This window comes from Pseudomonas sp. 478 (assembly GCF_003254125.1).
Classification (GTDB): Bacteria; Pseudomonadota; Gammaproteobacteria; order Pseudomonadales; family Pseudomonadaceae; genus Aquipseudomonas.
This window is the reverse complement of sequence record NZ_QKZG01000017.1, coordinates 22,750-44,216: the sequence shown is the minus strand read 5'-3', so window position 1 is coordinate 44,216 and position 21,467 is coordinate 22,750. Positions and strand designations below refer to the sequence as shown.

The 21,467-nt window shown below is 61.1% G+C and carries 20 protein-coding genes; 7 read left to right on the top strand and 13 right to left on the bottom strand.

All coding sequences use genetic code 11. The features are described from left to right. Positions 1 to 30: 30 nt before the first annotated feature. The 9 genes from pqqB to DFS28_RS30980 form a co-directional block, all read right to left on the bottom strand. Positions 31 to 945 (bottom strand): pyrroloquinoline quinone biosynthesis protein PqqB, encoded by a 915-nt coding sequence (pqqB, locus tag DFS28_RS27130; RefSeq protein ID WP_111452226.1) that lies wholly within the window; start codon positions 943 to 945, stop codon positions 31 to 33. A gap of 55 nt (positions 946 to 1,000) precedes the next feature. Beyond that, complete coding sequence (pqqA, locus tag DFS28_RS27125) at positions 1,001 to 1,072, bottom strand: pyrroloquinoline quinone precursor peptide PqqA (RefSeq protein ID WP_003253598.1); 72 nt, start codon at positions 1,070 to 1,072, stop codon at positions 1,001 to 1,003. Positions 1,073 to 1,325: 253 nt separating this feature from the next. Beyond that, positions 1,326 to 2,846 (bottom strand): aldehyde dehydrogenase family protein, encoded by a 1,521-nt coding sequence (locus DFS28_RS27120; RefSeq protein WP_008149755.1) that lies wholly within the window; start codon positions 2,844 to 2,846, stop codon positions 1,326 to 1,328. Positions 2,847 to 3,093: 247 nt separating this feature from the next. After that, positions 3,094 to 4,869, bottom strand: coding sequence for a PQQ-dependent methanol/ethanol family dehydrogenase (locus DFS28_RS27110; RefSeq protein ID WP_111452224.1), 1,776 nt, complete (start codon positions 4,867 to 4,869; stop codon positions 3,094 to 3,096). A gap of 272 nt (positions 4,870 to 5,141) precedes the next feature. Then, a complete protein-coding gene (locus tag DFS28_RS27100) occupies positions 5,142 to 6,080 on the bottom strand; it encodes a quinoprotein relay system zinc metallohydrolase 1 (protein ID WP_111452223.1) in 939 nt (312 codons plus the stop codon). A gap of 16 nt (positions 6,081 to 6,096) precedes the next feature. Then, positions 6,097 to 6,858: a quinoprotein dehydrogenase-associated SoxYZ-like carrier gene (locus DFS28_RS27095; protein WP_111452222.1), complete on the bottom strand. Its 762-nt coding sequence runs from the start codon at positions 6,856 to 6,858 to the stop codon at positions 6,097 to 6,099. Continuing rightward, positions 6,855 to 7,733: an ABC transporter substrate-binding protein gene (locus tag DFS28_RS27090; RefSeq protein WP_111452221.1), complete on the bottom strand. Its 879-nt coding sequence runs from the start codon at positions 7,731 to 7,733 to the stop codon at positions 6,855 to 6,857. The genes DFS28_RS27095 and DFS28_RS27090 overlap by 4 nt, the downstream gene beginning before the upstream one ends. A 3-nt stretch (positions 7,734 to 7,736) precedes the next feature. Further along, complete coding sequence (gene pedF / locus DFS28_RS27085) at positions 7,737 to 8,198, bottom strand: cytochrome c-550 PedF (RefSeq protein ID WP_111452220.1); 462 nt, start codon at positions 8,196 to 8,198, stop codon at positions 7,737 to 7,739. Between the two features lie 347 nt (positions 8,199 to 8,545). Then, entirely contained in the window at positions 8,546 to 8,668 is a 123-nt protein-coding gene (locus tag DFS28_RS30980; protein ID WP_256365221.1) for a hypothetical protein, read from the bottom strand. 158 nt (positions 8,669 to 8,826) lie between these two features. Here DFS28_RS30980 and DFS28_RS27075 point away from each other — a divergent pair, with 158 nt between their 5' ends. From DFS28_RS27075 to DFS28_RS27045, 6 genes are all read left to right on the top strand, one after another. Beyond that, positions 8,827 to 10,011 (top strand): ABC transporter substrate-binding protein, encoded by a 1,185-nt coding sequence (locus DFS28_RS27075; protein ID WP_111452218.1) that lies wholly within the window; start codon positions 8,827 to 8,829, stop codon positions 10,009 to 10,011. Positions 10,012 to 10,041: 30 nt separating this feature from the next. Next, positions 10,042 to 11,016: a YVTN family beta-propeller repeat protein gene (locus DFS28_RS27070; protein ID WP_111452217.1), complete on the top strand. Its 975-nt coding sequence runs from the start codon at positions 10,042 to 10,044 to the stop codon at positions 11,014 to 11,016. After that, complete coding sequence (locus DFS28_RS27065) at positions 11,013 to 11,744, top strand: ABC transporter ATP-binding protein (protein WP_111452216.1); 732 nt, start codon at positions 11,013 to 11,015, stop codon at positions 11,742 to 11,744. Before DFS28_RS27070 ends, DFS28_RS27065 begins: the two co-directional genes overlap by 4 nt. Further along, positions 11,741 to 12,532 (top strand): ABC transporter permease, encoded by a 792-nt coding sequence (locus DFS28_RS27060; protein WP_111452215.1) that lies wholly within the window; start codon positions 11,741 to 11,743, stop codon positions 12,530 to 12,532. Before DFS28_RS27065 ends, DFS28_RS27060 begins: the two co-directional genes overlap by 4 nt. 298 nt (positions 12,533 to 12,830) lie before the next feature. Next, the gene (locus tag DFS28_RS27050) at positions 12,831 to 13,388 is read left to right on the top strand and encodes a PQQ-dependent catabolism-associated CXXCW motif protein (protein ID WP_095128176.1); all 558 of its coding nucleotides are present in this window, start codon (positions 12,831 to 12,833) and stop codon (positions 13,386 to 13,388) included. 56 nt (positions 13,389 to 13,444) lie between these two features. Next, positions 13,445 to 14,107, top strand: a complete 663-nt coding sequence (locus DFS28_RS27045; protein ID WP_008149733.1) for a response regulator transcription factor — start codon at positions 13,445 to 13,447, stop codon at positions 14,105 to 14,107. 113 nt (positions 14,108 to 14,220) lie between these two features. Here DFS28_RS27045 and nahK read toward each other — a convergent pair whose 3' ends face one another. From nahK to DFS28_RS27020, 4 genes are all read right to left on the bottom strand, one after another. Then, a complete protein-coding gene (gene nahK, locus DFS28_RS27040) occupies positions 14,221 to 16,815 on the bottom strand; it encodes a hybrid sensor histidine kinase/response regulator NahK/ErcS' (protein ID WP_111452213.1) in 2,595 nt (864 codons plus the stop codon). Further along, positions 16,784 to 17,947: a nitric oxide-sensing protein NosP gene (gene nosP, locus DFS28_RS27035; protein ID WP_111452212.1), complete on the bottom strand. Its 1,164-nt coding sequence runs from the start codon at positions 17,945 to 17,947 to the stop codon at positions 16,784 to 16,786. Before nosP ends, nahK begins: the two co-directional genes overlap by 32 nt. 270 nt (positions 17,948 to 18,217) lie before the next feature. After that, a complete protein-coding gene (locus tag DFS28_RS27025; protein ID WP_111452210.1) occupies positions 18,218 to 19,402 on the bottom strand; it encodes a porin in 1,185 nt (394 codons plus the stop codon). A 209-nt stretch (positions 19,403 to 19,611) separates the two neighbouring features. Next, on the bottom strand, positions 19,612 to 20,418 hold the full coding sequence (locus DFS28_RS27020; protein ID WP_111452209.1) for a sulfite exporter TauE/SafE family protein: 807 nt from the start codon (positions 20,416 to 20,418) through the stop codon (positions 19,612 to 19,614). Positions 20,419 to 20,578: 160 nt separating this feature from the next. Here DFS28_RS27020 and DFS28_RS27015 point away from each other — a divergent pair, with 160 nt between their 5' ends. Further along, complete coding sequence (locus tag DFS28_RS27015) at positions 20,579 to 21,442, top strand: MBL fold metallo-hydrolase (RefSeq protein ID WP_111452208.1); 864 nt, start codon at positions 20,579 to 20,581, stop codon at positions 21,440 to 21,442. Positions 21,443 to 21,467: the final 25 nt, after the last annotated feature.

The following is a 21,467-nucleotide window of genomic DNA, read 5'->3' as shown; positions in this document are numbered from 1 at the left end:
GAGCGGGCTTGCTCGCGAAGGGGCCCTCCGCTACAGCTCAATACTCATGCCGTCAAAGGCCACTTCGATCCCGCGCCGCTCCAGCAGCGCCCGCTCGGCGGAGTCTTCATCGAGGATCGGGTTGGTGTTGTTGATGTGGATCAGCACCTTGCGCTGGCGGGTGAAGCCTTCAAGGATGTCGAGCATGCCGCCGGGGCCGCTTTGCGACAGGTGACCCATTTCACTGCCCAGGTTCTGGCCGACGTCGCAGACTCGCATCTCGTCGTCGCGCCACAAGGTGCCGTCCAGCAACAGGCAATCGGCGCGTTGCATCCAGCTCAGAACCTCGTCGTCGACCTGTCCCAGGCCCGGAGCGTAGAACAGCGAAGCACCGCTGCGCCGGTCTTCGATAAACAAACCAATGGTGTCGCCCGGCTGCGGATTGCCGCGATTGGGCGAGTACGGCGGTGCGTTGCTGACCAAGGGGATCGCGCGAAATCTCAGGTGCGCACACGCCGGAATGCTGAAGGGCTCGCGGTCCAGTCCGACCGGTTGCCACTGCAACCCGCCATTCCAGTGCTTGAGCATGGTGAACAACGGAAAGCCGCTGCTCAGGTCTTCATGGACCCGTTCGGTGCACCAGACCTGATGCGGGCAGCCTTCGCGCAGGCTCAACAGGCCGGTGCAATGGTCGATCTGGCTGTCCAGCAGGATGATGCCGGCGATCGCGGTATCACGCACCCGGCGCGCCGGTTGCAGCGGCGCGAAACTCTCGAGTTGCGCGCGAATGTCCGGTGAAGCATTGCACAGCACCCAATCCACACCGTTGTCGCTCAGGGCAATCGAGGACTGGGTCCGACGTTGGGCCCGCAGGCTGCCATTGCGCATCGCGGCGCACTGGCGGCAGTTGCAATTCCATTGCGGAAAACCACCGCCAGCGGCGGATCCGAGAACGCGAATGTGCATGGGCAATGCTCCAGAAGGCAGGCCCGGCCAACGCAACAGCTGGCCGGGTGAACAATCAGCGGTTGGCGAAATACATCGTCACTTCGAAGCCAATGCGCAGATCGGTAAACGCGGGTTTAGTCCACATGGGTCAATCCTCTTCTTGTGCCGGACGATTCCGGTAAAGCCATTAATGCACGGGGCGCCAGGCACCCGAATGCTACTTTCGAACGAGGTGGCGGCGTGCATTGGTAGGGGGTGTTGCGCGGTTTTTCAGTACACATAAAACCAATGTGGGAGCGGGCTTGCTCGCGAAAGCGGTCTGTCAGTCACATCAATATTGGATGTGCCGCCGCCTTCGCGAGCAAGCCCGCTCCCACAGGGGGGGGGTGCCTGTCAGGTTAGAAGAACCCCATCGGATTGATGTCGTAGCTCACCAGCAGGTTTTTGGTCTGCTGATAGTGGTCGAGCATCATCTTGTGGTTTTCACGGCCGACACCGGACTTCTTGTAGCCACCAAACGCGGCATGGGCCGGGTACAGGTGGTAGCAGTTGGTCCAGACACGCCCGGCCTTGATCGCCCGGCCCATGCGGTAGGCACGGTTGATGTCGCGGGTCCACAGACCGGCGCCGAGGCCGAACTCGCTGTCGTTGGCAATCGCCAGGGCTTCGGCTTCGTCCTTGAAGGTGGTGATACCCACCACCGGGCCGAAGATTTCTTCCTGGAACACACGCATTTTGTTGTGGCCCTTGAGCAGGGTCGGCTGGATGTAATAACCCGTCGACAAATCGCCCTCAAGACGCTCGGCCGCGCCGCCGGTGAGCAGCTCGGCACCCTCTTCCTGGGCAATTTTCAGGTACGAGAGGATCTTGTCGTATTGCTGCTCGGACGCCTGGGCGCCGACCATGGTTTCGGTGTCCAGCGGGTTGCCGCGCTTGATCTTGACGATCTTCTGCATCACCACTTTCATGAAGTCGTCGTAGATCGACTCCTGCACCAGCGCTCGCGATGGACAGGTGCAGACTTCGCCCTGGTTGAAGAACGCCAGCACCAAACCTTCAGCGGCCTTCTCGATGAATTGCGGCTCGGCTTGCATGATGTCTTCGAAGAAGATGTTCGGCGACTTGCCGCCCAGTTCGACCGTGCTCGGAATGATGTTCTCGGCCGCACATTTCATGATGTGCGCGCCAATCGGGGTGGAACCGGTGAAGGCAATCTTGGCGATGCGCTTGCTGGTGGCCAGCGCCTCACCGGCTTCACGACCGAAGCCCTGAACGATGTTCAGCACGCCAGGTGGCAGCAAATCGGCGATCAGTTCGGCGAAGACCATGATCGACAGCGGCGTCTGCTCGGCGGGTTTGAGTACCACGCAGTTACCGGCGGCCAGGGCCGGGGCGAGTTTCCAGGCGGCCATTAGCAGCGGGAAGTTCCATGGGATGATCTGTCCGACCACGCCCAGCGGCTCGTGGAAGTGATAGGCGGTGGTCAGCTCGTTGATCTCGGCGGCACCGCCCTCTTGAGCGCGGATGCAACCGGCAAAATAACGGAAATGGTCGGCGGCCAGCGGCACGTCGGCATTGAGGGTTTCGCGCACGGCTTTGCCGTTGTCCCAGGACTCGGTGACGGCGAGGATTTCCAGGTTCTGCTCGATGCGGTCGGCGATTTTCAGCAGCACCAGTGAGCGGTCTTGCGCCGAGGTCTTGCCCCAGGCGTCAGCGGCGGCATGCGCGGCGTCGAGGGCTTTTTCGATGTCCGCGGCGTTGGAGCGAGGGAATTCGGCGATGACTTCACCGGTGACCGGCGAGGAGTTGGTGAAGTACTCACCATTGACCGGGGCGACGAACTCGCCGCCGATAAAATTGCCGTAGCGCGGTTTAAACGTAACGATGGCGCCAGGTGTACCAGGTTGTGCGTAGATCATGGTGGGCCTCTGTCTGGGTCGATGCCTGTCGGGCAAACAGGCGATGAACCGATAGTAGAGAGCCCTGCGCGCCAGACGAATGCGCCGTTGGCAGGAGGACTCTCGTTATTTGGTAGTAGGTTTGCGCAAATCCAATGTGGGAGCGGGCTTGCTCGCGAAGGCGGCGGCACATCCAACATTGATGTGACTGACACACCGCTTTCGCGAGCAAGCCCGCTCCCACAAGGGGTATGCGGTGGACTCAGAGTTAATGCTTGGCCACCAGGTCTTTCGGCAGCTTGAACGTCCAGAGCATGCCGCCCTGGTTGAAGTCCTTGATGCGCTTGGCCACTTCGCCGCCCCACAGCGGTACGGCGCCGCCCCAACCGGACAGCACCGAGACGTACTGTTCGCCGTCCATTTCCCAGGTTACAGGGGAGCCGAGTACGCCGGAGCCGGTCTGGAATTCCCAGACTTTCTCGCCGGTCTTGGCATTGAACGCCTGCAGGAAACCTTCCGGCGTGCCGGTGAACACCAGGTTGCCCTTGGTGGTCAGTACCCCGCCCCACAGCGGCGCGTAGTTCTTGTGGCGCCAGACTTCCTTGCCGGTTTTCGGGTCGATGGCGCGAAGCACGCCGATGTAGTCTTCATTCAACGGTTTGATGGTGAAACCGGCACCGAGGAACGCCGCGCCTTTCTTGTAGGCGATGCCTTCGTTCCAGATGTCCATGCCCCATTCGTTGGACGGCACATAGAACAGTCCGGTGTCCTTGTTGTAGGCCATCGGCATCCAGTTTTTCGCACCGAGGAATGCTGGTGCTACGAATACCGAACTGCCTTTGGCTTCAGTGCCCGGTGCGCCTGGGCGGCTGGCTTCGTTGTAGATCGGCCGGCCGTCTTTATCCAGGCCGGTGGCCCAGGTGATCTTGTCCACGAACGGGAAGCCGCGGATGAATTTGCCGTTGGTGCGATCCAGCACGTAGAAAAAGCCGTTACGATCAGCGGTCGCGGCGGCTTTGATCTCTTTGCCGCCTTCGGTGTAGTTGAACGAGATCAGCTCGTTTACGCCGTCATAGTCCCAGCCGTCGTGAGGCGTGCTCTGGAAGTGCCACTTGATGGTGCCGTCGTCCGGGTTCAGCGCCAGACGCGACGAGGAGTAGAGGTTGTCGCCAGGACGCAGGTGCGAGTTCCATGGCGCCGGGTTGCCGGTGCCGAACAGCAGCAGATTGGTTTCCGGGTCGTAGTAACCGCCCAGCCAAGGCGCCGCGCCGCCGGTTTTCCAAAGGTCGCCGGGCCAGGTCTTGCCGGCTTCACCGCCGGAGATGCCGTTCTCTACCGCTTTGCCGTCCTTGTAGGTGTAGCCCATGTGGCCTTCGACGGTTGGACGGGTCCACAGCAGGTCGCCGTTTTTCGGGTCGTAGGCTTCGATCTTGCCCACCACCCCGAACTCGCCACCGGCGACACCGGTGATCAGTTTGCCGTTGATCACCAACGGCGCGGCGCTGATGGAATAGCCTTCCTTGTGGTCCGCGACTTTCTTGCTCCAGACGACTTTGCCGGTGTCCTTGTTCAAGGCCACAAGCTTGGCGTCGAGGGTGCCGAAGATCACCAGGTCGCCGTACAGCGCGACACCCCGGTTGATCACGTCGCAGCAAGGGCGGATGTCATCGGGCAGGCGCGCATCGTATTGCCAGAGCTTCTTGCCGGTGCGCGCATCCACCGCAAACACCCGCGAGTAGGAACCGGTCATGTACATCACACCGTCCTTGATCATCGGCTGTGCTTGCTGACCGCGTTGTTTTTCACCGCCGAAGGAGAATGCCCAGACCGGCCGCAAATCCTTCACGTTGTTGACGTTGAGCGTGTCCAGCGGGCTGTAGCGTTGACCCTGGACGCCCAGACCGTTGGTGACGATCTGCTCCGGGTTCTTGGGGTCCTGGAGGATGTCTTTATCAGTGACGCCGGCCAATGCCGAGCCAGACAACAGCATGGCACTGAGCAGCACACTCAAGACGAAGGGTTGGCGACGTGCGGGTTGGGTCATGACGGCTACCTCTGCAGTTTTTTGTTATACCCGGTAAATTTTCCCGGTCTGGTGCAGATTCTTGGGCGCCGCCGCCCTTGGAACAATTGCCCGCAGTGCTGAGATTGCTAGTTCCTTAGTACCGGGTCGGATGAGATGAATACCGTATATAGATCGATACTGGCCCCTGTGGGAGCGGGCTTGCTCGCGAAGACGGTGTGTCAGGCGACATCAATGGTGAAAGTGAGGGCCTCTTCGCGAGCAAGCCCGCTCCCACAGGGGATTTTTGTTGATCATTTGTTCGCGGTGGAATCGACTCGGGGCATTTGTGCGCGCTCGTAGCGCGGGTACAAATGGCTGACGCTGCGGATCAGCTCGTAACGACTCAGGCTGATCCCGGCAAACCGTTCGGGAATGGGGCTGCGGATCATCTCGGCCATATCACTGCCATTGGCGGCGCCATCGCGCATGAGCTGGTCGAGCCAGCTCAGGTAGTCGCGCATTTGCTCGAACGGTTGTTGATCGCTGGCCACCGGTCCATGGCCGGGGACGATCAGCGTCCATGGCAAGCCTTGAAGCGTGGCGATGTCCGCCAGCCAAACCGACAGCCCCGGACTGTTGGGCGTGGTCAGCGCCCGTTGGTAAAACACCAGGTCCCCGGCAAACAGCACACCGGTTTTCTGGTCGAGAATAGCCAGATCCGCGCCCGTGTGCCCACCCAGGCCCAGCAAACGCAGATCGTGATTCCCAAAACTTTGCACGCCGGGCGTCAGCGTCCGGGTCGGCAACACCACTTCGGTGCCGCGCATCCAGTCGCCCACCAGGCGATACATGTTTTCGGCCATGGCATCGCCCTGCTGATGCAACAGTTCGGTGGTGCCGGCCAACGCGCCGATCGGCACGTCAGTGAAGGCCTGGTTGCCGAGTACATGATCAGGATGATGATGGGTCAGCAGCACCTCGATCACAGGTTTATCGGTGATCGCGGCAATGGCTTTGCGCATCGCTTCGCCGTAGCGTTTCGACGGCCCGGTATCGATCACCACCACACCCTGCTCGGTGACGATGAATGCGGTGTTGACGATGTTGCCGCCGTTGGCCTTGGCGAAATTATCGGTGCTGCCTTCCAGCAGCCAGGTGTCTTCGGCGATCTGTCGGGGCTTGAGTGAGTAGTCGAGATCGGCCAGAACCGGCAGGCTCAGGCTCATGAACAACAGCAGCATCCAGCGCATCACGCGCTCCTTTGGGTCAGGGTATGGCCGCATCGAATTGATTGCCGCTGTTGTCGCGCAGCATCAGGCGCGTCTGCCCTGCCCCTTCGATATCGAAGGCCAGGTTGGGGTTTTCACTGACGGCGGGAAACAACTCCAGACGGGCCAGCAGCTGATCGTTCTGATCCCGCAGTTCGGCATGGTTGATGAAGAATTCCGGGATGCCGCTGACCATGCCGTTGTCCATCGGATGCGCCACCTGCATGCGCACACGGCTGAATTCACCACGGGGATAACGACCGCCCAGCACTTCGCCGATGTGCTCTTCCCAGCCCGGTTGAGTGCGCACCACGCTCGGCGCGGTGCAACCACCGCCCGCCGCATCGATCAGCGTCGAGCCGACATGCCACAACCCATCGCGGGTCAGCACTGCTGCGCGCAATGGCGTTGCCTGTTCGATACGGATGCGGATCGACAGCCAGGGCAGCACGCGATCCAGCGGTTGGAAATCGACAATTTTCGGCAAAGGGTTGAGTTCGGCCCAGGCGAGGATTTTCACCACTTCGCCCTTGAACGATCGCGCATCGATTTCCAGCGGCACTTGCCGGGCGTCTTCGGCGAACGGTGGTGCCAGCAGCTTGACCCGCTCGTCGAACACGAACGGCGCATCGCCGAGCATTTGCTTGTGATAGAAGGCCCACATCACCGAGGGCACCGGGTCTTTGCCCGGGTCGATGTCCACCGCGTGCGCGGCGATGGGTAACCAACAGGCCAACAGACAAGCCGCTCGCCAGTTCACTGTTGATACATCTCGGGCACGTCATAGCGCAGGCCGTAATGGCCATAAATGGTCTTGACTGCGCCTTCGCGAATCAAGGTTTCCAACGCCTCTTCCACGGCATAGGCCAGTTGACGGTTGCTTTCGTGCACCGCCATGCCGATCTCCCAAAGCTGCTTGCCCATGTTCGGGTAGGCGTTCTCCGCCAGCGCCACTTGCGGGTCGTTGGCTTCATGAACCTGCCAGTCGATCTCGCCGCGCATGGCCATGACGGCGTCGACTTCACCGGCTTTCATGGCCGCGAAAGCCTGGGGCACGCCGGGATAGTGGTGGGTTTTGCCGGCAAGCATGCCGTTGAACACCGAGGTCAGGTAGAACGACGGTACGCTGTCGACTTCGACGCCGATCGGGTGGTGCTCGAACACGGCGACGCTACCGACTTTGTCCAGCCGGCGACGGTCATAGGCAACCTGCCATTGTTCGTTCTGGTACGGCCCGAACATCACCACATGGCCGTTTTCCAGCTCACCCAGTTCATTGCGCTTCTGCGCGTAATCGCGGTCGTACGGCACGCGCATCATCAGATCGGCCAGTTGCAGGTCGTGCAATTGACTGGCGCGCCAGATGTAATCGCGCAGGTCGTCATCGAGCTTCTCGCCGGCGGGCGCCCAAATCAACGTCAGGTGCACGCCGAGTGCCTTGGCCAATGCCTCGGCGAGTTCGACATCAACGCCCCGGGCCTGGCCGGCATCTTCAAAACTGTAGGGGGCGAAGTCCTTGTAGACCGCCACTTTGAGTTCCCTGGCGGCGATCATTTCGTCATAGGTACGGACCTGCGCCTGCACTGCCTGGCAGTACAGCAACACAGCGCTGATCAACACAGCGAGCAGGCGCATGGGTTACTCCTCGACGTGAACGCTGTCCAGATAAGTACGTACCGCCCACAAGGCTTCCTGGCTCAGGTAGTCGGCCATCTTCGGCATGTAGACCCGGCCGTCACGCACGGCGCCATGGCGCACGCGTTCGACGAACCATTCATCACCCGCCTCGGCAACATCCAGCATGCGCAAATCAGGGGCGATGCCACCGGACTTGGCTTCCAGGCCATGACAGGCCGCACAGTTCTGGTTGTAAGCCGAAGAGCCGATTTCCAGGGCCTTATCATGTTCCGGCGAGGTGCGGTAAGGGTTCACCGATGCCCAACCATCGGCATCGACCGGCACGCCGGCGTCCTTGATCGGGGTCAGGCCCGGGGTGGCGACAGCCTGGGGGACCACGTTGCCGTGGGCCCAGACCGAACCTGCGCTGATAAAGCCGGCCAGCAGACCGGCAACGAGTAAGGCGTTGCGTTTTGTTGTCATTGTTATGCCCTCTTGATTGCACGCAAAACCTCTTTGAAGAGGCTATGGCACCCATCTTAGGAAGGGCTTCGCACAAGCCCCATGCTGCTTTGGTGGTCGCGGTCTAGTTCCTTGGTAGTAGGGCTTGTGGCCGTACGGAAAGTATTCCCGGCAACAAGCGATTGTTCAGGATGCGAACATGGAGGGTTGCAGCGGTTACCCGACGACTTGGGACAAGTGTGCTTGGTGCCCCACCACTGATCGTTCCCACGCTCTGCGTGGGAATGCCTCAACGGACGCTTCGCGTTCGGCTCTGGAAGGGACGCAGAGCGTCCCGGGCTGCATTCCCACGCAGAGCGTGGGAACGATCATCGACCCGCAGGCGCGGGCAAGACCAGCAATGGCGCGGGACGCGGGCCGTGGAGCTTGTCGACGCCGATCAGGGTCAGGATCAGTAGCAACGGCAAGAGCAGCGCTTTGAGAATACGCATGATCAATCGCCTCCCGTGTGATGGCCGTTATTGCCCATGCTAAAACCGCGCCACCCCGGGCGAGTTACTACCTTGGTACTGGCTCACTGGTACTTTCTGCATATTTCCTTCTGCCTCACAGCGTTCCTATGCTGGCGCTACCTGTAATGGAGTGCCCTATGCGCCAGCTTGCCCCTTACGCCCTGATCTATCTGTTGGCGATTGCCTGCGCCGCCGGGTTGGCGACCCAGAGCCAGGCTGCGGACGCGCCGTTGCAGGTGCAGATCGGCTACCTGGGCTATCGCCCTGATCCGGGCCCGTTGCTGTCGAACGTGATTCCCGAGCCGGTCGATGCCGGGTTACGTGGCGCCGAACTGGCAATCACTGACAGCAACAGCACCGGGCGTTTCCTCAACCAGAGCTACACCCTGGTCAGCGCCAACGTCGACAATCCGGATGCCCTGGTCGAAGCGGCCAAGGCTCAACATGAACAAGGTCTGCGCCTGTTTGTCGTCAACGCACCGGCCGCCAGCCTGCGCCGGCTCGCCGCTGTGCTGCCCGACAGCTTGCTGTTCAACGCCGGCAGCCCCGACGACAGCCTGCGCACCACCGACTGCCTGCCGAATGTGCTGCACAGCCTGCCGAGCCGGGCGATGCTCGCCGATGCGCTGGCGCAATTTCTGGTGCTGCGCAAATGGCAACGGGCGCTGCTGATCGTCGGCCCGACCCCGGACGATCAAGCCTATGCGGCCGCCCTGCGCCGCGCCGCCAAACGCTTTGGCCTGAAACTGGTCGCAGAAAAAGCCTGGAGTTTCGACAACGATCAGCGCCGCAGCGCCCAGGCCGACATGCCGCTGTTCACCCAGACCGCCGAGTACGACGTGGTGCTGGTGGCGGATGAACGGGGCGATTTCGGCGAATACGTGCCCTACCAGACCTGGTACCCACGGCCGGTCGCCGGCACTCAGGGGCTGACCCCGGTGGGCTGGCACAAAACCGTGGAAACCTACGGCGCCGCCCAGTTGCAGAAACGCTTCGAAGCCCTGACCGGGCGCTGGATGAATGACCGCGATTTTGCGGCCTGGATCGCCGTGCGCAGCATCGCCAGTGCCGTGAGCAAACTGCGTCAGGTCGATCCGGTGGCAATCCGTACGCTTGAGATCAGCGATCAATTGCCACTGGACGGTTTCAAGGGTCGCAAGCTCAGTTATCGGCCGTGGAACGGCCAGTTGCGCCAACCTATTCCCATCGTGCAGCCCCGGGCGCTGGTCAGCACGTCGCCGCAAGATGGCTTCCTGCATCCCTTCAACGAAATGGACAGCCTCGGCTACGACAAGGCCGAAGTCACCTGCCGTTTCCCCTGACCCGATAATTAAAACAACAAGGAATCCGCCATGCGCCGCACCCTGCTCTGCCGCTCCCTGCTTTTCTGGGCCCTGCTGCTTGCCGCCGGGCACGCCGCGGCCAGCACCGCCTGGGTCTCCAACGAAAAGGACGACAGCCTGAGCCTGATCGACCTTCAGACCCTGCAAGTCACCGACACCCTGCCCGTCGGCCAGCGCCCGCGCGGTCTGCTGCTGTCCCACGACAACAAGCTGCTGTACATCTGCGCCAGCGACTCGGACCGGGTCCAGGTGATGGACGTGGCCACGCGCAAGATCATCAAGGAACTGCCCTCGGGCAAAGATCCTGAACAATTCGCCCTGCACCCGAATAATCGCTGGCTGTACGTTTCCAACGAAGACGATGCGCTGGTGACGGTGATCGACACCGAAACCTCCAAGGTGCTGAGCCAGATCAACGTCGGCGTCGAACCCGAAGGCATGGCCGTCAGCCCCGACGGCAAGTGGGCGGTGAACACCAGTGAAACCACCAACATGCTGCACTGGATCGACACCAGCACCCAGACCCTGGCCGACAGCACCCTGGTGGATCAGCGGCCGCGCTTCGTCGAGTTCACACCCGATGGCTCGAAGCTCTGGGCTTCGGCGGAAATCGGCGGCACCGTGACGATTCTCGACGTCGCCACCCGCAAGGTCCTCAAGACCCTGACCTTCCAGATCAAGGGCGTGCACCCGGACAAAGTCCAGCCGGTGGGGATCAAGCTCAGCGCTGACGGCAAGTACGGTTTCGTCGCCCTCGGCCCGGCCAATCATGTGGCGGTGATCGACGCCAAGACCTTCGAAATCCTTGAGTATCTGCTGGTCGGCCGGCGTGTCTGGCAGATGTCGTTTACCCCGGATCAAAAGCAATTGCTCGCTACCAATGGCGTCAGCGGCGACGTGTCGGTGATCGATGTCGACAGCCTCAAGGTGACCAAGTCGATCAAGGTCGGGCGTTATCCGTGGGGCGTGGTGGTGACCCCATGAACGCACTCGAAGTCAGCGAACTGAGTTTCGCTTATGGTGCAAAAGAGGCGTTGCGTCAGGTGAGTTTCAGCCTGACACCTGGCCGTTTCGCTGCGCTGCTCGGGCCGAATGGCGCGGGCAAATCGACGCTGATCGCCCTGCTCACTCGACTCTACGATTTGCAGCGCGGTGACATCCGCGTCGGCGGCTGTTCGTTGCGCAACGCAGCGCGTCCGGCGCTCAAGCAACTGGGTGTGGTGTTTCAGCAAAGCACATTGGACCTGGACCTCAGCGTCGAGCAAAACCTGCGTTATCACGCCGCGCTGCATGGCATGTCCCGGCGCCAGACCGGCCTTCGGGTCGACGCTGAACTGGCCCGTCAGGCCTTGACCGAACGCCGTCGCGAGCGGGTTCGCGAACTCAACGGCGGCCACCGTCGCCGAGTGGAAATCGCCCGTGCCTTGTTGCATGAACCACGCCTGCTGCTGCTCGACGAGGCCAGCGTCGGCCTCGACCCGGCCAGTCGGCTGGCGCTCAATCAACACATTCGCAGCCTGTGCCGCGAACAGAACATCAGTGTGCTCTGGACCACGCATTTGCTCGATGAAGTGCAGCCCAGTGATGACCTGCTGATTCTCCATCAGGGCCAGTTGGTGGCCAGCGGACAGGCCGACGCGCTGAGTCTGAAACACGGCGGCGACCTCGGTTCAGCCTTCGCTCGACTGACCACTTCAGGAGCCGTCCAATGAATGCCTACTGGCAATGTTTCAGCGGCATCGTGCTGCGCGAATGGCTGCGCTTTGTCTTGCAGCGCACGCGGTTTCTCAGTGCGCTGGTGCGGCCGCTGCTGTGGCTGCTGGTGTTTGCCGCCGGTTTTCGCGCGGCACTCGGGATCGCGATCATCGAGCCCTACGACACTTACATTCCCTACGAGGTCTACATCATCCCTGGGCTGGCCTGCATGATCCTGCTGTTCAACGGCATGCAAGGTTCGCTGTCGATGGTCTACGACCGGGAAATGGGCAGCATGCGCGTGCTGCTGACCAGCCCCCTGCCCCGGACCTTCCTGCTGTGCAGCAAACTGTTGGCCACCTCGCTGATCTCGCTGTTGCAGGTGTATGCCTTTCTGGCGATTGCCTGGGTGTACGGTGTGCAGCCACCGGCCATGGGGCTGTTGATCGCCTTGCCGGCATTGCTGCTGGTGGCGTTGATGCTCAGCGCGCTGGGTTTGTTGCTGTCCAACGCGATCCGTCAACTGGAGAACTTTGCCGGGGTGATGAATTTCGTGATCTTCCCGCTGTTTTTCCTGTCCTCGGCGCTGTATCCGCTGTGGAAGATGCGCGAGTCCAGCGAGTGGTTGTACTGGCTGTGCGCGTTGAACCCGTTCACCCATGCGGTGGAACTGGTGCGGTTTGCCTTGTATGAACGCTTCAATCCGTTGGCGCTGGCGGTGTGCATCGGGCTGACCCTGGTATTCGCGCTGCTCGCCGTACTCACCTTCAACCCGCAACACGCTGCCTTGCGAAAATCCAACTAACGCCACAAATCCCCCTGTGGGAGCGGGCTGTGGCGAGGGGATTTATCCCCGTTGGGTCGCGAAGCGGCCCTGAACCTGTGATTACGGTGTTTCAGAAAAACCGTATTCACCGGGATTGCGACTGCTTCGCAGCCGAACGGGGATAAATCCCCTCGCCACACAGGCTCGCTCCCACAGGAGATCTCTGTTCAATTGGGTGAAAATTACTACTTTAGTACTGGTTTTCCTGTCTATCGTCGCATTCCAATCGCACCGAGACTGGCATGTAATAGGTTCATAACTATAAGGATTGAACCCCATGCCGCGTGCCCGACGTCGTCTGCTGCGCCCTTCTCTCGCTGCGCTATCGCTGAGCCTGTTGCTGGGCGTCGCGCAGGCCGAAACACCGCTGTTTTCCGCCGACGGCTATCGCATCGGCCTGTACCGCAGCCCGACCCCGAATCAAGTACAGGGCGCCGGCATCATCGATACCGCCGCCCTGCAAACCCTGCTGACCCAGACACCACGTCCGGTACTGATCGACGTCTACCGCCGGCAATGGCTGCAAGGACGCTTCATCGAGGACCAGCCCCACGAAAACCTCCCCGGCAGCCATTGGCTGGCCAATACCGGCGACGGTGACCTGACGCCTGACTGGCAGGACTATTTTGCGCGTAAGCTGAACACATTGACCGCAGGTGATCTCGCGCAACCGCTGGTCTTCTACTGCCGCTCCGATTGCTGGCTGAGCTGGAACGCCGTGAAGCGCGCCGCCGCCATGGGCTATAAGACTCTGTATTGGTATCGCGACGGCCTGGACGCCTGGCAGGCCGCCAACCTGCCCGTAACGCCCGCCCAGCCAGAGCCCTTCCCCTGACCTTTACGCGTGCGAGTTGTTGCCACACCCTAATCACAATAATGAGGTGAAAGGCTATGTACAAAATTCTGATTGCCGACGATCACCCGCTGTTTCGCGAAGCCATTCATAACGTCATCAGCGATGGTTTTCCGGGCAGCGAGGTGATGGAAACCGCCGACCTGGACAGCGCCCTGGTGCTGACGCAGGAACACGATGACCTGGACCTGATCCTGCTCGACCTGAACATGCCCGGCATGCACGGCCTCAATGGCCTGATCAACCTGCGCAACGAGGCGCCGACCATTCCGGTGGTGATCGTCTCGGCCGAACAGGACAAACAAGTCGTGCTGCAAGCCATCACTTATGGCGCGGTGGGTTTCATCACCAAATCCTCGCCACGGGTGCAGATGACCGAAGCGATCCAGCAGATCCTCAACGGCAATGTCTACTTGCCGCCGGACATCATCCGCACGCAAAAATGCGGTACAAGGCGCATGAACGATGCCCCTAGCTTCCCACCTGAACTGCTCCAGGCCTTGACCCGCAAGCAGTTGCTGGTGCTCGAACGCATGACCAAGGGCGAGTCGAACAAACAGATCGCCTACACCCTGGAAATCGCCGAAACCACCGTCAAGGCCCACGTCTCGGCGATCCTGCGCAAACTCAATGTGCACAACCGGGTGCAGGCGATTTTGAGTGCCGGGGATATTGATTTCGGGTCTTACTTACGGCGTTGAGACCGAGTCGCGCCCTTCGCGAGCAAGCCCGCTCCCACAATTGACCGAGGCGGCTCAGATCCAATGTGGGAGCGGGCTTGCTCGCGAAGAGGCCAGCACAGACACCAGAAGCCTCAAGGCCTGCCGAGCAAATGGCTCATCGCGGTCTTGAGCTTCATCGGCCGCACCGGTTTGTGCATCAGGGTGTGGCCCAGTTCGCGGATCTGTTGTTTGAGTTCGTTGCTGTAGTTGGCGGTGATCATCATCGCCGGAATCGCCGAGCCGCGGCGGGCGTTGATCCGGGCCACGGCATCGACGCCGTTCTGATCGTCATTCAGGTGATAGTCGGCGATCAGCAAGTCCGCTTCTTCGTGATAGTTGTCCACTTGCCGCGCCAGGTCCTCCTCGGACAGCGCCGTGACCACCAGACACCCCCACCCTTCGAGCAACGTGCGCATGCCGGCGCAAATGGCTGCGTCATTGTCCAGCACCCACACCCGCGCCCCACGCAGACGCTCGAGCATCGGCTCACTCATCAGCAGGCTCGGCAGCGCCTTGGGTGCCGTGGCGCTGAGCGGCACTTCAACCGAGAACATCGAGCCTTTGCCCGGCCATGAACGCACATGAATGCGATGACCGAGAATCCCGGCAATCTTTTCCACGATCGCCAGACCCAGGCCCAAACCGCGATCCTGATCGGGACGCTGCACATCACCGCGTTTGAATTCCTGAAAAATCTCCTCGAGGCGGTTTTCGTCAATGCCCATGCCGCTGTCCCAGACCTCGATCGACAGGCGCTGGTGTTGACGCCGGCAACCGAGCACCACACGACCGCTGTAGGTGTAGCGAATGGCGTTGCTCAACAGATTTCGAAGAATCCGCGCCAGCAACTGAATGTCGCTGCGCACCAATGCCGAACAAGGGATGAAATGCAGTTCCAGGCCTTCGCTGCGCGCCACCTGGGTGTACTCGGCCGCAAGGTTTTCCAGCAATTCGCTCAGGGCAAACGGCGCAATGTCAGCCTTGATCACCCCGGCATCCAGCTTGGAGATGTCGACCAGCGTACCCAGCAGGTTCTCCACGTCCTCCAGGGAGTTGCTGACATTGCGCACCAAAATGGCATTGGCCACCGGCTCCCGCCGTTCGAGCAACGCGCTGGTAAACAGCCGCGCAGCATTGAGCGGTTGCAGCAGGTCATGACTGACGGCAGCGAGAAACTTGGTCTTCGACAGGTTGGCCTGTTCGGCCTCGAGCTTGGCTTCACGCAGGCGAGATTCCGCCCGCCGACGCTCGTCGATCTCGCGCAGCAACTGGTCATTGAGCGTGGTCAGTTCCGCCGTCCGTTCGCGCACCCGCAACTCTAGATTCTGATAGGCCTGGTGCAGCGCTTCGGCGGTGCGGCGGCGTTCGGTGATGTCGCGGATCAACACGAAAATCCCCACCACTTCCCCGGTGGCCAGGCGATTGGGCACGTAGGAGCGCAGCATGTAGCGCTCCTGGTTGTTGATGTTGGTTTCAGCGACCTCGAACGTCACGCTCTCACCGGCCAGGGCCCGGGCCACGTAGGCTTCCAGGCGCTGGTAATGCTGTTCGCTGTGGACTTCGCGCAGGCTCTGCCCAAGCATCACGCCCCGAGGCCAGCAGTACCATTCTTCATACACCTTGTTGGTGAACTCGTAGACCAGATCGGCATTGAGGTAGGCAATCAGCGCCGGCACATGGTCGGTAATCAGGCGAATCCAGCGCTCGCTTTCGCTCAGCGCTTCGGCGTGTTGGTAGCGTTCGGTGATGTCGGTGAAAGTGTTGACGAAACCGCCAGTGGGCAACGGATGGGTGCGGATTTCCAGCACCCGGCCATCGTAGAGGCGCTGCTCGCATTCCTGCACGTGGCGCCCGTTCAGATCCCGACTGGCCGGGGTCAGCAGGTTCAACTCGCTGTCGCCGATGACTTCGGCAAACAGACGATGGGCCGCCACCGGGGCCAGGCCGCTGAGTTCGAGGAAACGCCGGTTCCACAACTCCAGAATGCCCTCGGCGTTGACCATGGCCACGCCTTGGGACAGGTTGTCGACCGCCCGTTGCAACAAATGGGATTTCTGCGCCACCGCCTGCTCGCGGCGCACGGTTTCGCGGAGTTTGACGTCGGTAATGTCGGTGAACAGGATCACCCGCCCGCCTTCCTGGGTGGGGCGTTCGCTGACTTGCAACCAGCGACCGTCCTGCAGGCGATAGAGCAGGTTTTCGTCGGCATGCCCGCGCGGCTCTTCAGTGAACAGCCCGGTGGCGGACATCAACCGTTTGACCTCGGCCAGGCGCATGCCGGCGTTGATCCGCACCCGGCTGTTGCCCCAAAACGCCTTGAAACGGCTGTTGAACAGCACGATCCGCTGGTCCGCATCGAACAGCACAAACGCATCGGAAATGCTCTCGATCGCATCGATCAAATGCTGATGCGCGGTTTCCGCCCGCAGGCGTGCTTCGCTGAGCAAGTGATTGCCCGACTTGAGTTCAGCCATGGCCTGGTTCAAGGCGTCGGTGCGCTCACGCACCTGCTCGGCCAGCACCACCGAATGCTGGAACGCCGCGTACGGGTCATTGCCGCGGGTGATACCGGACTCGATCCGCTCGATCAGCGCGCCATTGATGCGCTGCAGTTTGTGGTTGTCGCGCTGCAGGCTGGCGATCTGCGCCTGAAGCTCAACGGTGTCCAGGGGACCGGCCTCGGGCAATGGCAACCCCGGTGAAGGTCTGGTTGATGTGCATGCCATTGAACTGTTCTCCGTAGGTGTTGAAACCCATCACCCGTTGGTCACGCAAAAACGTTCCGATCTGCTCCAGACGGCCGCCGTCTTCCAGTTCCAGACGCCTGAGAAAGCAGTCGCAGCCGATGGTCAGCAACAGATCGCCGAGGCGCTCCTGCAAGCCTTCGAACAGGGTTTGCAGATTCGGCAGCATTGGGCCGGGCGTCATGACGGTGAGGACGATGCCGTTTTCCACCGCGCAGTAGAAACTCAGGCTCAGGTCCGGGTGAACCTGCTGGATCGCCCGCACGTAATACTGATCGTTGATCCGTACGGCCAAGGGGTGCGCAGCGAAGATCCGGTGATCGAGCTCCGCCACCGGCACACCGATGTGCCGGGCGTACTCCTCGGCGGCCGGCTCGGCATTCAGTTCAAAGACCCTGCGTGAGGCACTGTCGGCCCCGGTGACCACCAGTTTTTCTGCTCGAGGCAGGATGTGGTGGGTGGTGAAGACTTCAAAGTCGAGCCAGGTGTTGACCAGCACCACCACGGCCGCGCCGCTGTGGAACTCGCCATTGAAATAGACGTGGGTGTGGGTCAGGTAATTATCGTCGCCGGCCGAACCGCCGAAATGCGGGATGTCGCCCAACGCTGCACTCAGGGCCGCGAGGACCATTTCTTCACGGCTGGACAAGCCATCAAGCAGGGTCAGCGCAAAGCTGTTGCCCTTGATCGGCGCCAGGGTGTTACTGCGACAGCCACTGACCAGGCGCTCGACCATTTGCTGGGCGTCGATCAGGCTGAAGCGCTCCATCTCGCAGATCAGTTCAGCGTCGATGGAAAAATGCCGGTGGTCGAAACCGACCGCGGTCACGCAGTTGCGGCCGTAGCCCAAAGGCGTGATTTCCCCGGCGCTGGTGCAACCCACCAGGCGAATGCCGCCGAAGCTTTGTTGCAAGGCCTGGCCCAGCGCCTGCAAGTCGTACTCGGCGGAACAGAAGAACAGCACGAAACCCAGGTGCGGATGCAACAGTTGTCGCGCCAGCTCCTGCGCCACTTGCTGGGCATCGGTAGCCTGGGACATTGCACTGACCACACCTTCACTCTGGACCTGCTGCATCTTCGCCTCCCGCAGGTGCGCATGTATGAGGTTCGAGTGTACGAAGCCTGTGAGCTGCGACGTATGCTACTTGGGTAGCGGTCAGGCGCTTCGATGGGATGAGAGTCGGCAGATTGACTGCCTGATGGCTGACGCTTTGTGGCGAGGGGACTTGTCCCCGTTGGACTGCGCAGCAGGCCCCATCGGTCGATGCGCGACCAACATCGGGGCCGCTTCGCGACCCAACGGGGACAAGTCCCCTCGCCACAGGTGAGCGGCGTCGCTACAGGGTTACCAGGTCAGCACCGCCCCCACCGCAAAGGTGTCGGTGTCTTCGTCCTGGGCATTGGTGTCGTGGCCGTTGATTGCGAACTGGTTGTACTCGGCCACCAGCTTGAGGTTGTCGTTGACGTCATGGAACAGCGCAATGCCGCGGGTCTCGTAGTCCGCGCCGCTGCCGACCACGCCATTGCCGTCATCGTTGGTCTTGCCATAAGACAAGGCCAAGCGGTTCTTGCCCAGTTTGTAGGAGCCCTGCAGCAGGTAACCGTCACTGTCGACGTTGCGCAGAACCGGCTCGCCGGCGTTGTTGGTAAAGAACGGGTTGATGCCCTTGGCCTGGAAGCCGGAGCCGGTGAGGGACAAGCCGCCCATTTTCGCCTGCACGCCATAGCCGACGCCTTTGGAGGTGACGGACTGGACGGTGGAATCGGTATTGTCCGACGTCTGGTAGCTGCCGTTGACCCAGCTGTAAATCTTCGCCCCGGCGAGGTCGAACTGATAGGTGATCTCGCTCTCGGTCCGCGGGTTCTCCTGGTAAGCCTTGCCTGTCGGGCTGCTGTCGTTGGTGTCCACCGGGTCCATGATTCCCACGGCCACCCGCAAACCCTCCATCACCGGCGTGCGGTAGGTGATCTGTGACGTCGGGAACGGGTACGGATAACCCGTGCCGATGTTGCCGAACGACACCCCGCCACCGTCCACCAGCCCCAGGGTATCGCTGACCTGGCCATAACCGGCGAGCATTTCATCCAGCAGAATGTTGGAACGGGCGAACAGGCCAAAGTCCTTGCCGATCAGCACTTCGCCCCACTCCGGGTTGGCCACGGTGCCGTAGAACTGCCGCACATCGATGGCGGTATCAGTGCCGTTGGTTTCGCTGTCGTTGATGGTCACCCAGAAGGAGGACCGGGCGCCGAGCTTGAGGTCGTCGACCTGCTTGCTCATGTTGAAGCCCAGATAGTTGGGCAGAAACCCCATCTTCACCCGCGCCTGTCGCCGGTCGAACTGGTCGCCGGCACGGTCCACTTTGCTGTTCACATAGAAGGCGTTGATGTAGCCGTCGGTGGAAAACGTGGTCTGGTCCTTGTCGTACAGCACGATCTCGGCTTGGGCCATCGAGCTCAAACCGAGGGTCGAAAGGCTGGCGATGAAGGCAGGCAAGAAACGATGCTTGATGTTCTTATTGTTGTGCATGACGCGCTCCGCAGCGGGGGACTGGATGTCGGAGGCGATTATCGAAAGCTGACCGGCGGCGTCATACGCTGCCTTGGAGGCGGTTTTGAAATGCTTTGGAGTGGCCGGTGATGCGCGACAAGTTCGGTGTAAGACCGTCCGTCGACGAGGCCCGGAACTTAAGGCGTACGCCTGTGGAACGGACTGGCGTCCACAGGAACCGGTACTGGCTAGACGCCCGCTCTAAACAGCATGTAAGCGGCGACCACGACACAGATACTGGCGAAGCCGATCTGCAATCCCCGGGCCGGTACTCGCGCGCAAAGTCTGCGGCCAATGATCATGCCGACGATGCTCGAGACGATAAACGCCACGCCCAAACCGTCGATTCGCACCCCGGCCTGAAACGCACCGATCACGCCGATGGCGGAAATCAGGCTGATCACCATCAACGAAGTGGCGACGATTCCACGCATCTGCACATCGGTCAGCTGCTTGAACGCCGGGACGATCAGGAAGCCGCCACCGACCCCGAGCAGCCCGGAGACCACACCGGTCACCGCGCCCAATGCCGCGAGGGTCGCGGTGCACTTGGCGGTCCAGGAAAAGCGCCCGGTCTGCTGGTCGAGCATGCAGTTCTTCTGGCCCCAGTTGGCATGGCCGTGGTCGCTTGGACCTTCATCCTGGCGCTCACGACGCAGCATCCGCCAGGCCACCATGACCATCAGCAGGCTGAACAGGATCATCAGGATTTTTTCCGGCAACTGATGGGCGAAGTAGATGCCGATCGGCGAAAAAATCGCCCCCAGCAGGGCGATCAGCAGCGCGGCGCGGTAGCGCACCAGGCCATGGCGTAACCCGTCAATGGCGCCGACAGCCGCCGCACTGCCCACCGCGAACAATGCGACCGGCGCGGCTTGCGTCATGGTCCAGCCCAACCCCAATACCAGCGCCGGCACCGCAAGAATGCCGCCACCGGCCCCGGTCAAACCGAGTACCAACCCCATCACCACGCCAAAAAAACTCGCCAGCAACATAAAACACTCGTGATCTGCGAAAAAGCCGGGAACGCCCGGTATCGATGACTGACAGGATAGAGCCCGCGCAGTTTTTTTCATTAATTGAATGGATGCGGGCTGGTCAGCGCAGGGAAAATGAAACTACCCTCATGGCTTGTCCTAAAAGAAAACGGCCACCATGCCCGCCTTGATTGAAGCTTTTTTAGACCCTGCCTCGTCGACCTACAGCTACGTCATCTACGAGCACGATGGCGGGCACTGCGCCATCGTCGACCCGGTGCTCGACTACGACCCCGCCGCCGGGCGAACCGCCACCACCCAGGCCGACAAGATCATCGCCTTCGTTCGCCAACATCAGCTGCAGGTGCAATGGCTGCTGGAAACCCACGCCCATGCCGATCACCTGTCCGCTGCGCCTTATCTGCGGCGGGAACTGGGCGGAAAGATTGCGATTGGTCAGTCGATCAGCAAGGTTCAGGGCGTGTTCAAGACCCTGTTCAATCTTGAGCCGGAGTTCTGTATCGATGGTTCGCAGTTCGATCACCTGTTCGCGCCGGATGAATCGTTCAGGATCGGCAATCTCAAGGCCACGGCCCTGCATGTTCCCGGCCACACGCCAGCGGACATGGCTTATCTGATCGACATCGATGTGATTCTGGTGGGCGATACGCTGTTCATGCCAGACGTGGGCACCGCGCGCTGCGACTTTCCCGGCGGCAACGCCAACCAGATGTTTGCTTCGATTCGCAAACTGCTGGCCTTCCCTGCCGGCGTTCGACTGTATGTCTGCCACGACTACCCGCCCGAGGGTCGTAAACCGCAGTGCATGAGCACGGTGGGCGAGCAGCGCAAAAGCAACATTCACATTCATGACGGCATCGACGAAACCGCGTTCGTCGCCATGCGCACCCGGCGAGATGCGGGGTTGGGCATGCCGACGCTGTTGCTGCCGGCGATCCAGGTGAATGTGCGAGCGGGGAATTTGCCGCCGGCCGAGGGCAATGGCGTTACTTACTTGAAGATCCCCCTGAATAAACTCTGAGTTCGATCGTTCCCCCGCTCCGTAG

Coding starts and splice junctions, on each gene's coding strand:
- pqqB (WP_111452226.1), bottom strand. CDS start 945: ATGCACATTCGCGTTCTCGGATCCGCCGCTGGCGGTGGTTTTCCGCAA.
- DFS28_RS27120 (WP_008149755.1), bottom strand. CDS start 2,846: ATGATCTACGCACAACCTGGTACACCTGGCGCCATCGTTACGTTTAAA.
- DFS28_RS27110 (WP_111452224.1), bottom strand. CDS start 4,869: ATGACCCAACCCGCACGTCGCCAACCCTTCGTCTTGAGTGTGCTGCTC.
- DFS28_RS27100 (WP_111452223.1), bottom strand. CDS start 6,080: ATGCGCTGGATGCTGCTGTTGTTCATGAGCCTGAGCCTGCCGGTTCTG.
- DFS28_RS27090 (WP_111452221.1), bottom strand. CDS start 7,733: ATGCGCCTGCTCGCTGTGTTGATCAGCGCTGTGTTGCTGTACTGCCAG.
- pedF (WP_111452220.1), bottom strand. CDS start 8,198: ATGACAACAAAACGCAACGCCTTACTCGTTGCCGGTCTGCTGGCCGGC.
- DFS28_RS30980 (WP_256365221.1), bottom strand. CDS start 8,668: ATGCGTATTCTCAAAGCGCTGCTCTTGCCGTTGCTACTGATCCTGACC.
- DFS28_RS27075 (WP_111452218.1), top strand. CDS start 8,827: ATGCGCCAGCTTGCCCCTTACGCCCTGATCTATCTGTTGGCGATTGCC.
- DFS28_RS27070 (WP_111452217.1), top strand. CDS start 10,042: ATGCGCCGCACCCTGCTCTGCCGCTCCCTGCTTTTCTGGGCCCTGCTG.
- DFS28_RS27065 (WP_111452216.1), top strand. CDS start 11,013: ATGAACGCACTCGAAGTCAGCGAACTGAGTTTCGCTTATGGTGCAAAA.
- DFS28_RS27060 (WP_111452215.1), top strand. CDS start 11,741: ATGAATGCCTACTGGCAATGTTTCAGCGGCATCGTGCTGCGCGAATGG.
- DFS28_RS27050 (WP_095128176.1), top strand. CDS start 12,831: ATGCCGCGTGCCCGACGTCGTCTGCTGCGCCCTTCTCTCGCTGCGCTA.
- DFS28_RS27045 (WP_008149733.1), top strand. CDS start 13,445: ATGTACAAAATTCTGATTGCCGACGATCACCCGCTGTTTCGCGAAGCC.
- nosP (WP_111452212.1), bottom strand. CDS start 17,947: ATGCAGCAGGTCCAGAGTGAAGGTGTGGTCAGTGCAATGTCCCAGGCT.
- DFS28_RS27025 (WP_111452210.1), bottom strand. CDS start 19,402: ATGCACAACAATAAGAACATCAAGCATCGTTTCTTGCCTGCCTTCATC.
- DFS28_RS27020 (WP_111452209.1), bottom strand. CDS start 20,418: ATGTTGCTGGCGAGTTTTTTTGGCGTGGTGATGGGGTTGGTACTCGGT.
- DFS28_RS27015 (WP_111452208.1), top strand. CDS start 20,579: ATGCCCGCCTTGATTGAAGCTTTTTTAGACCCTGCCTCGTCGACCTAC.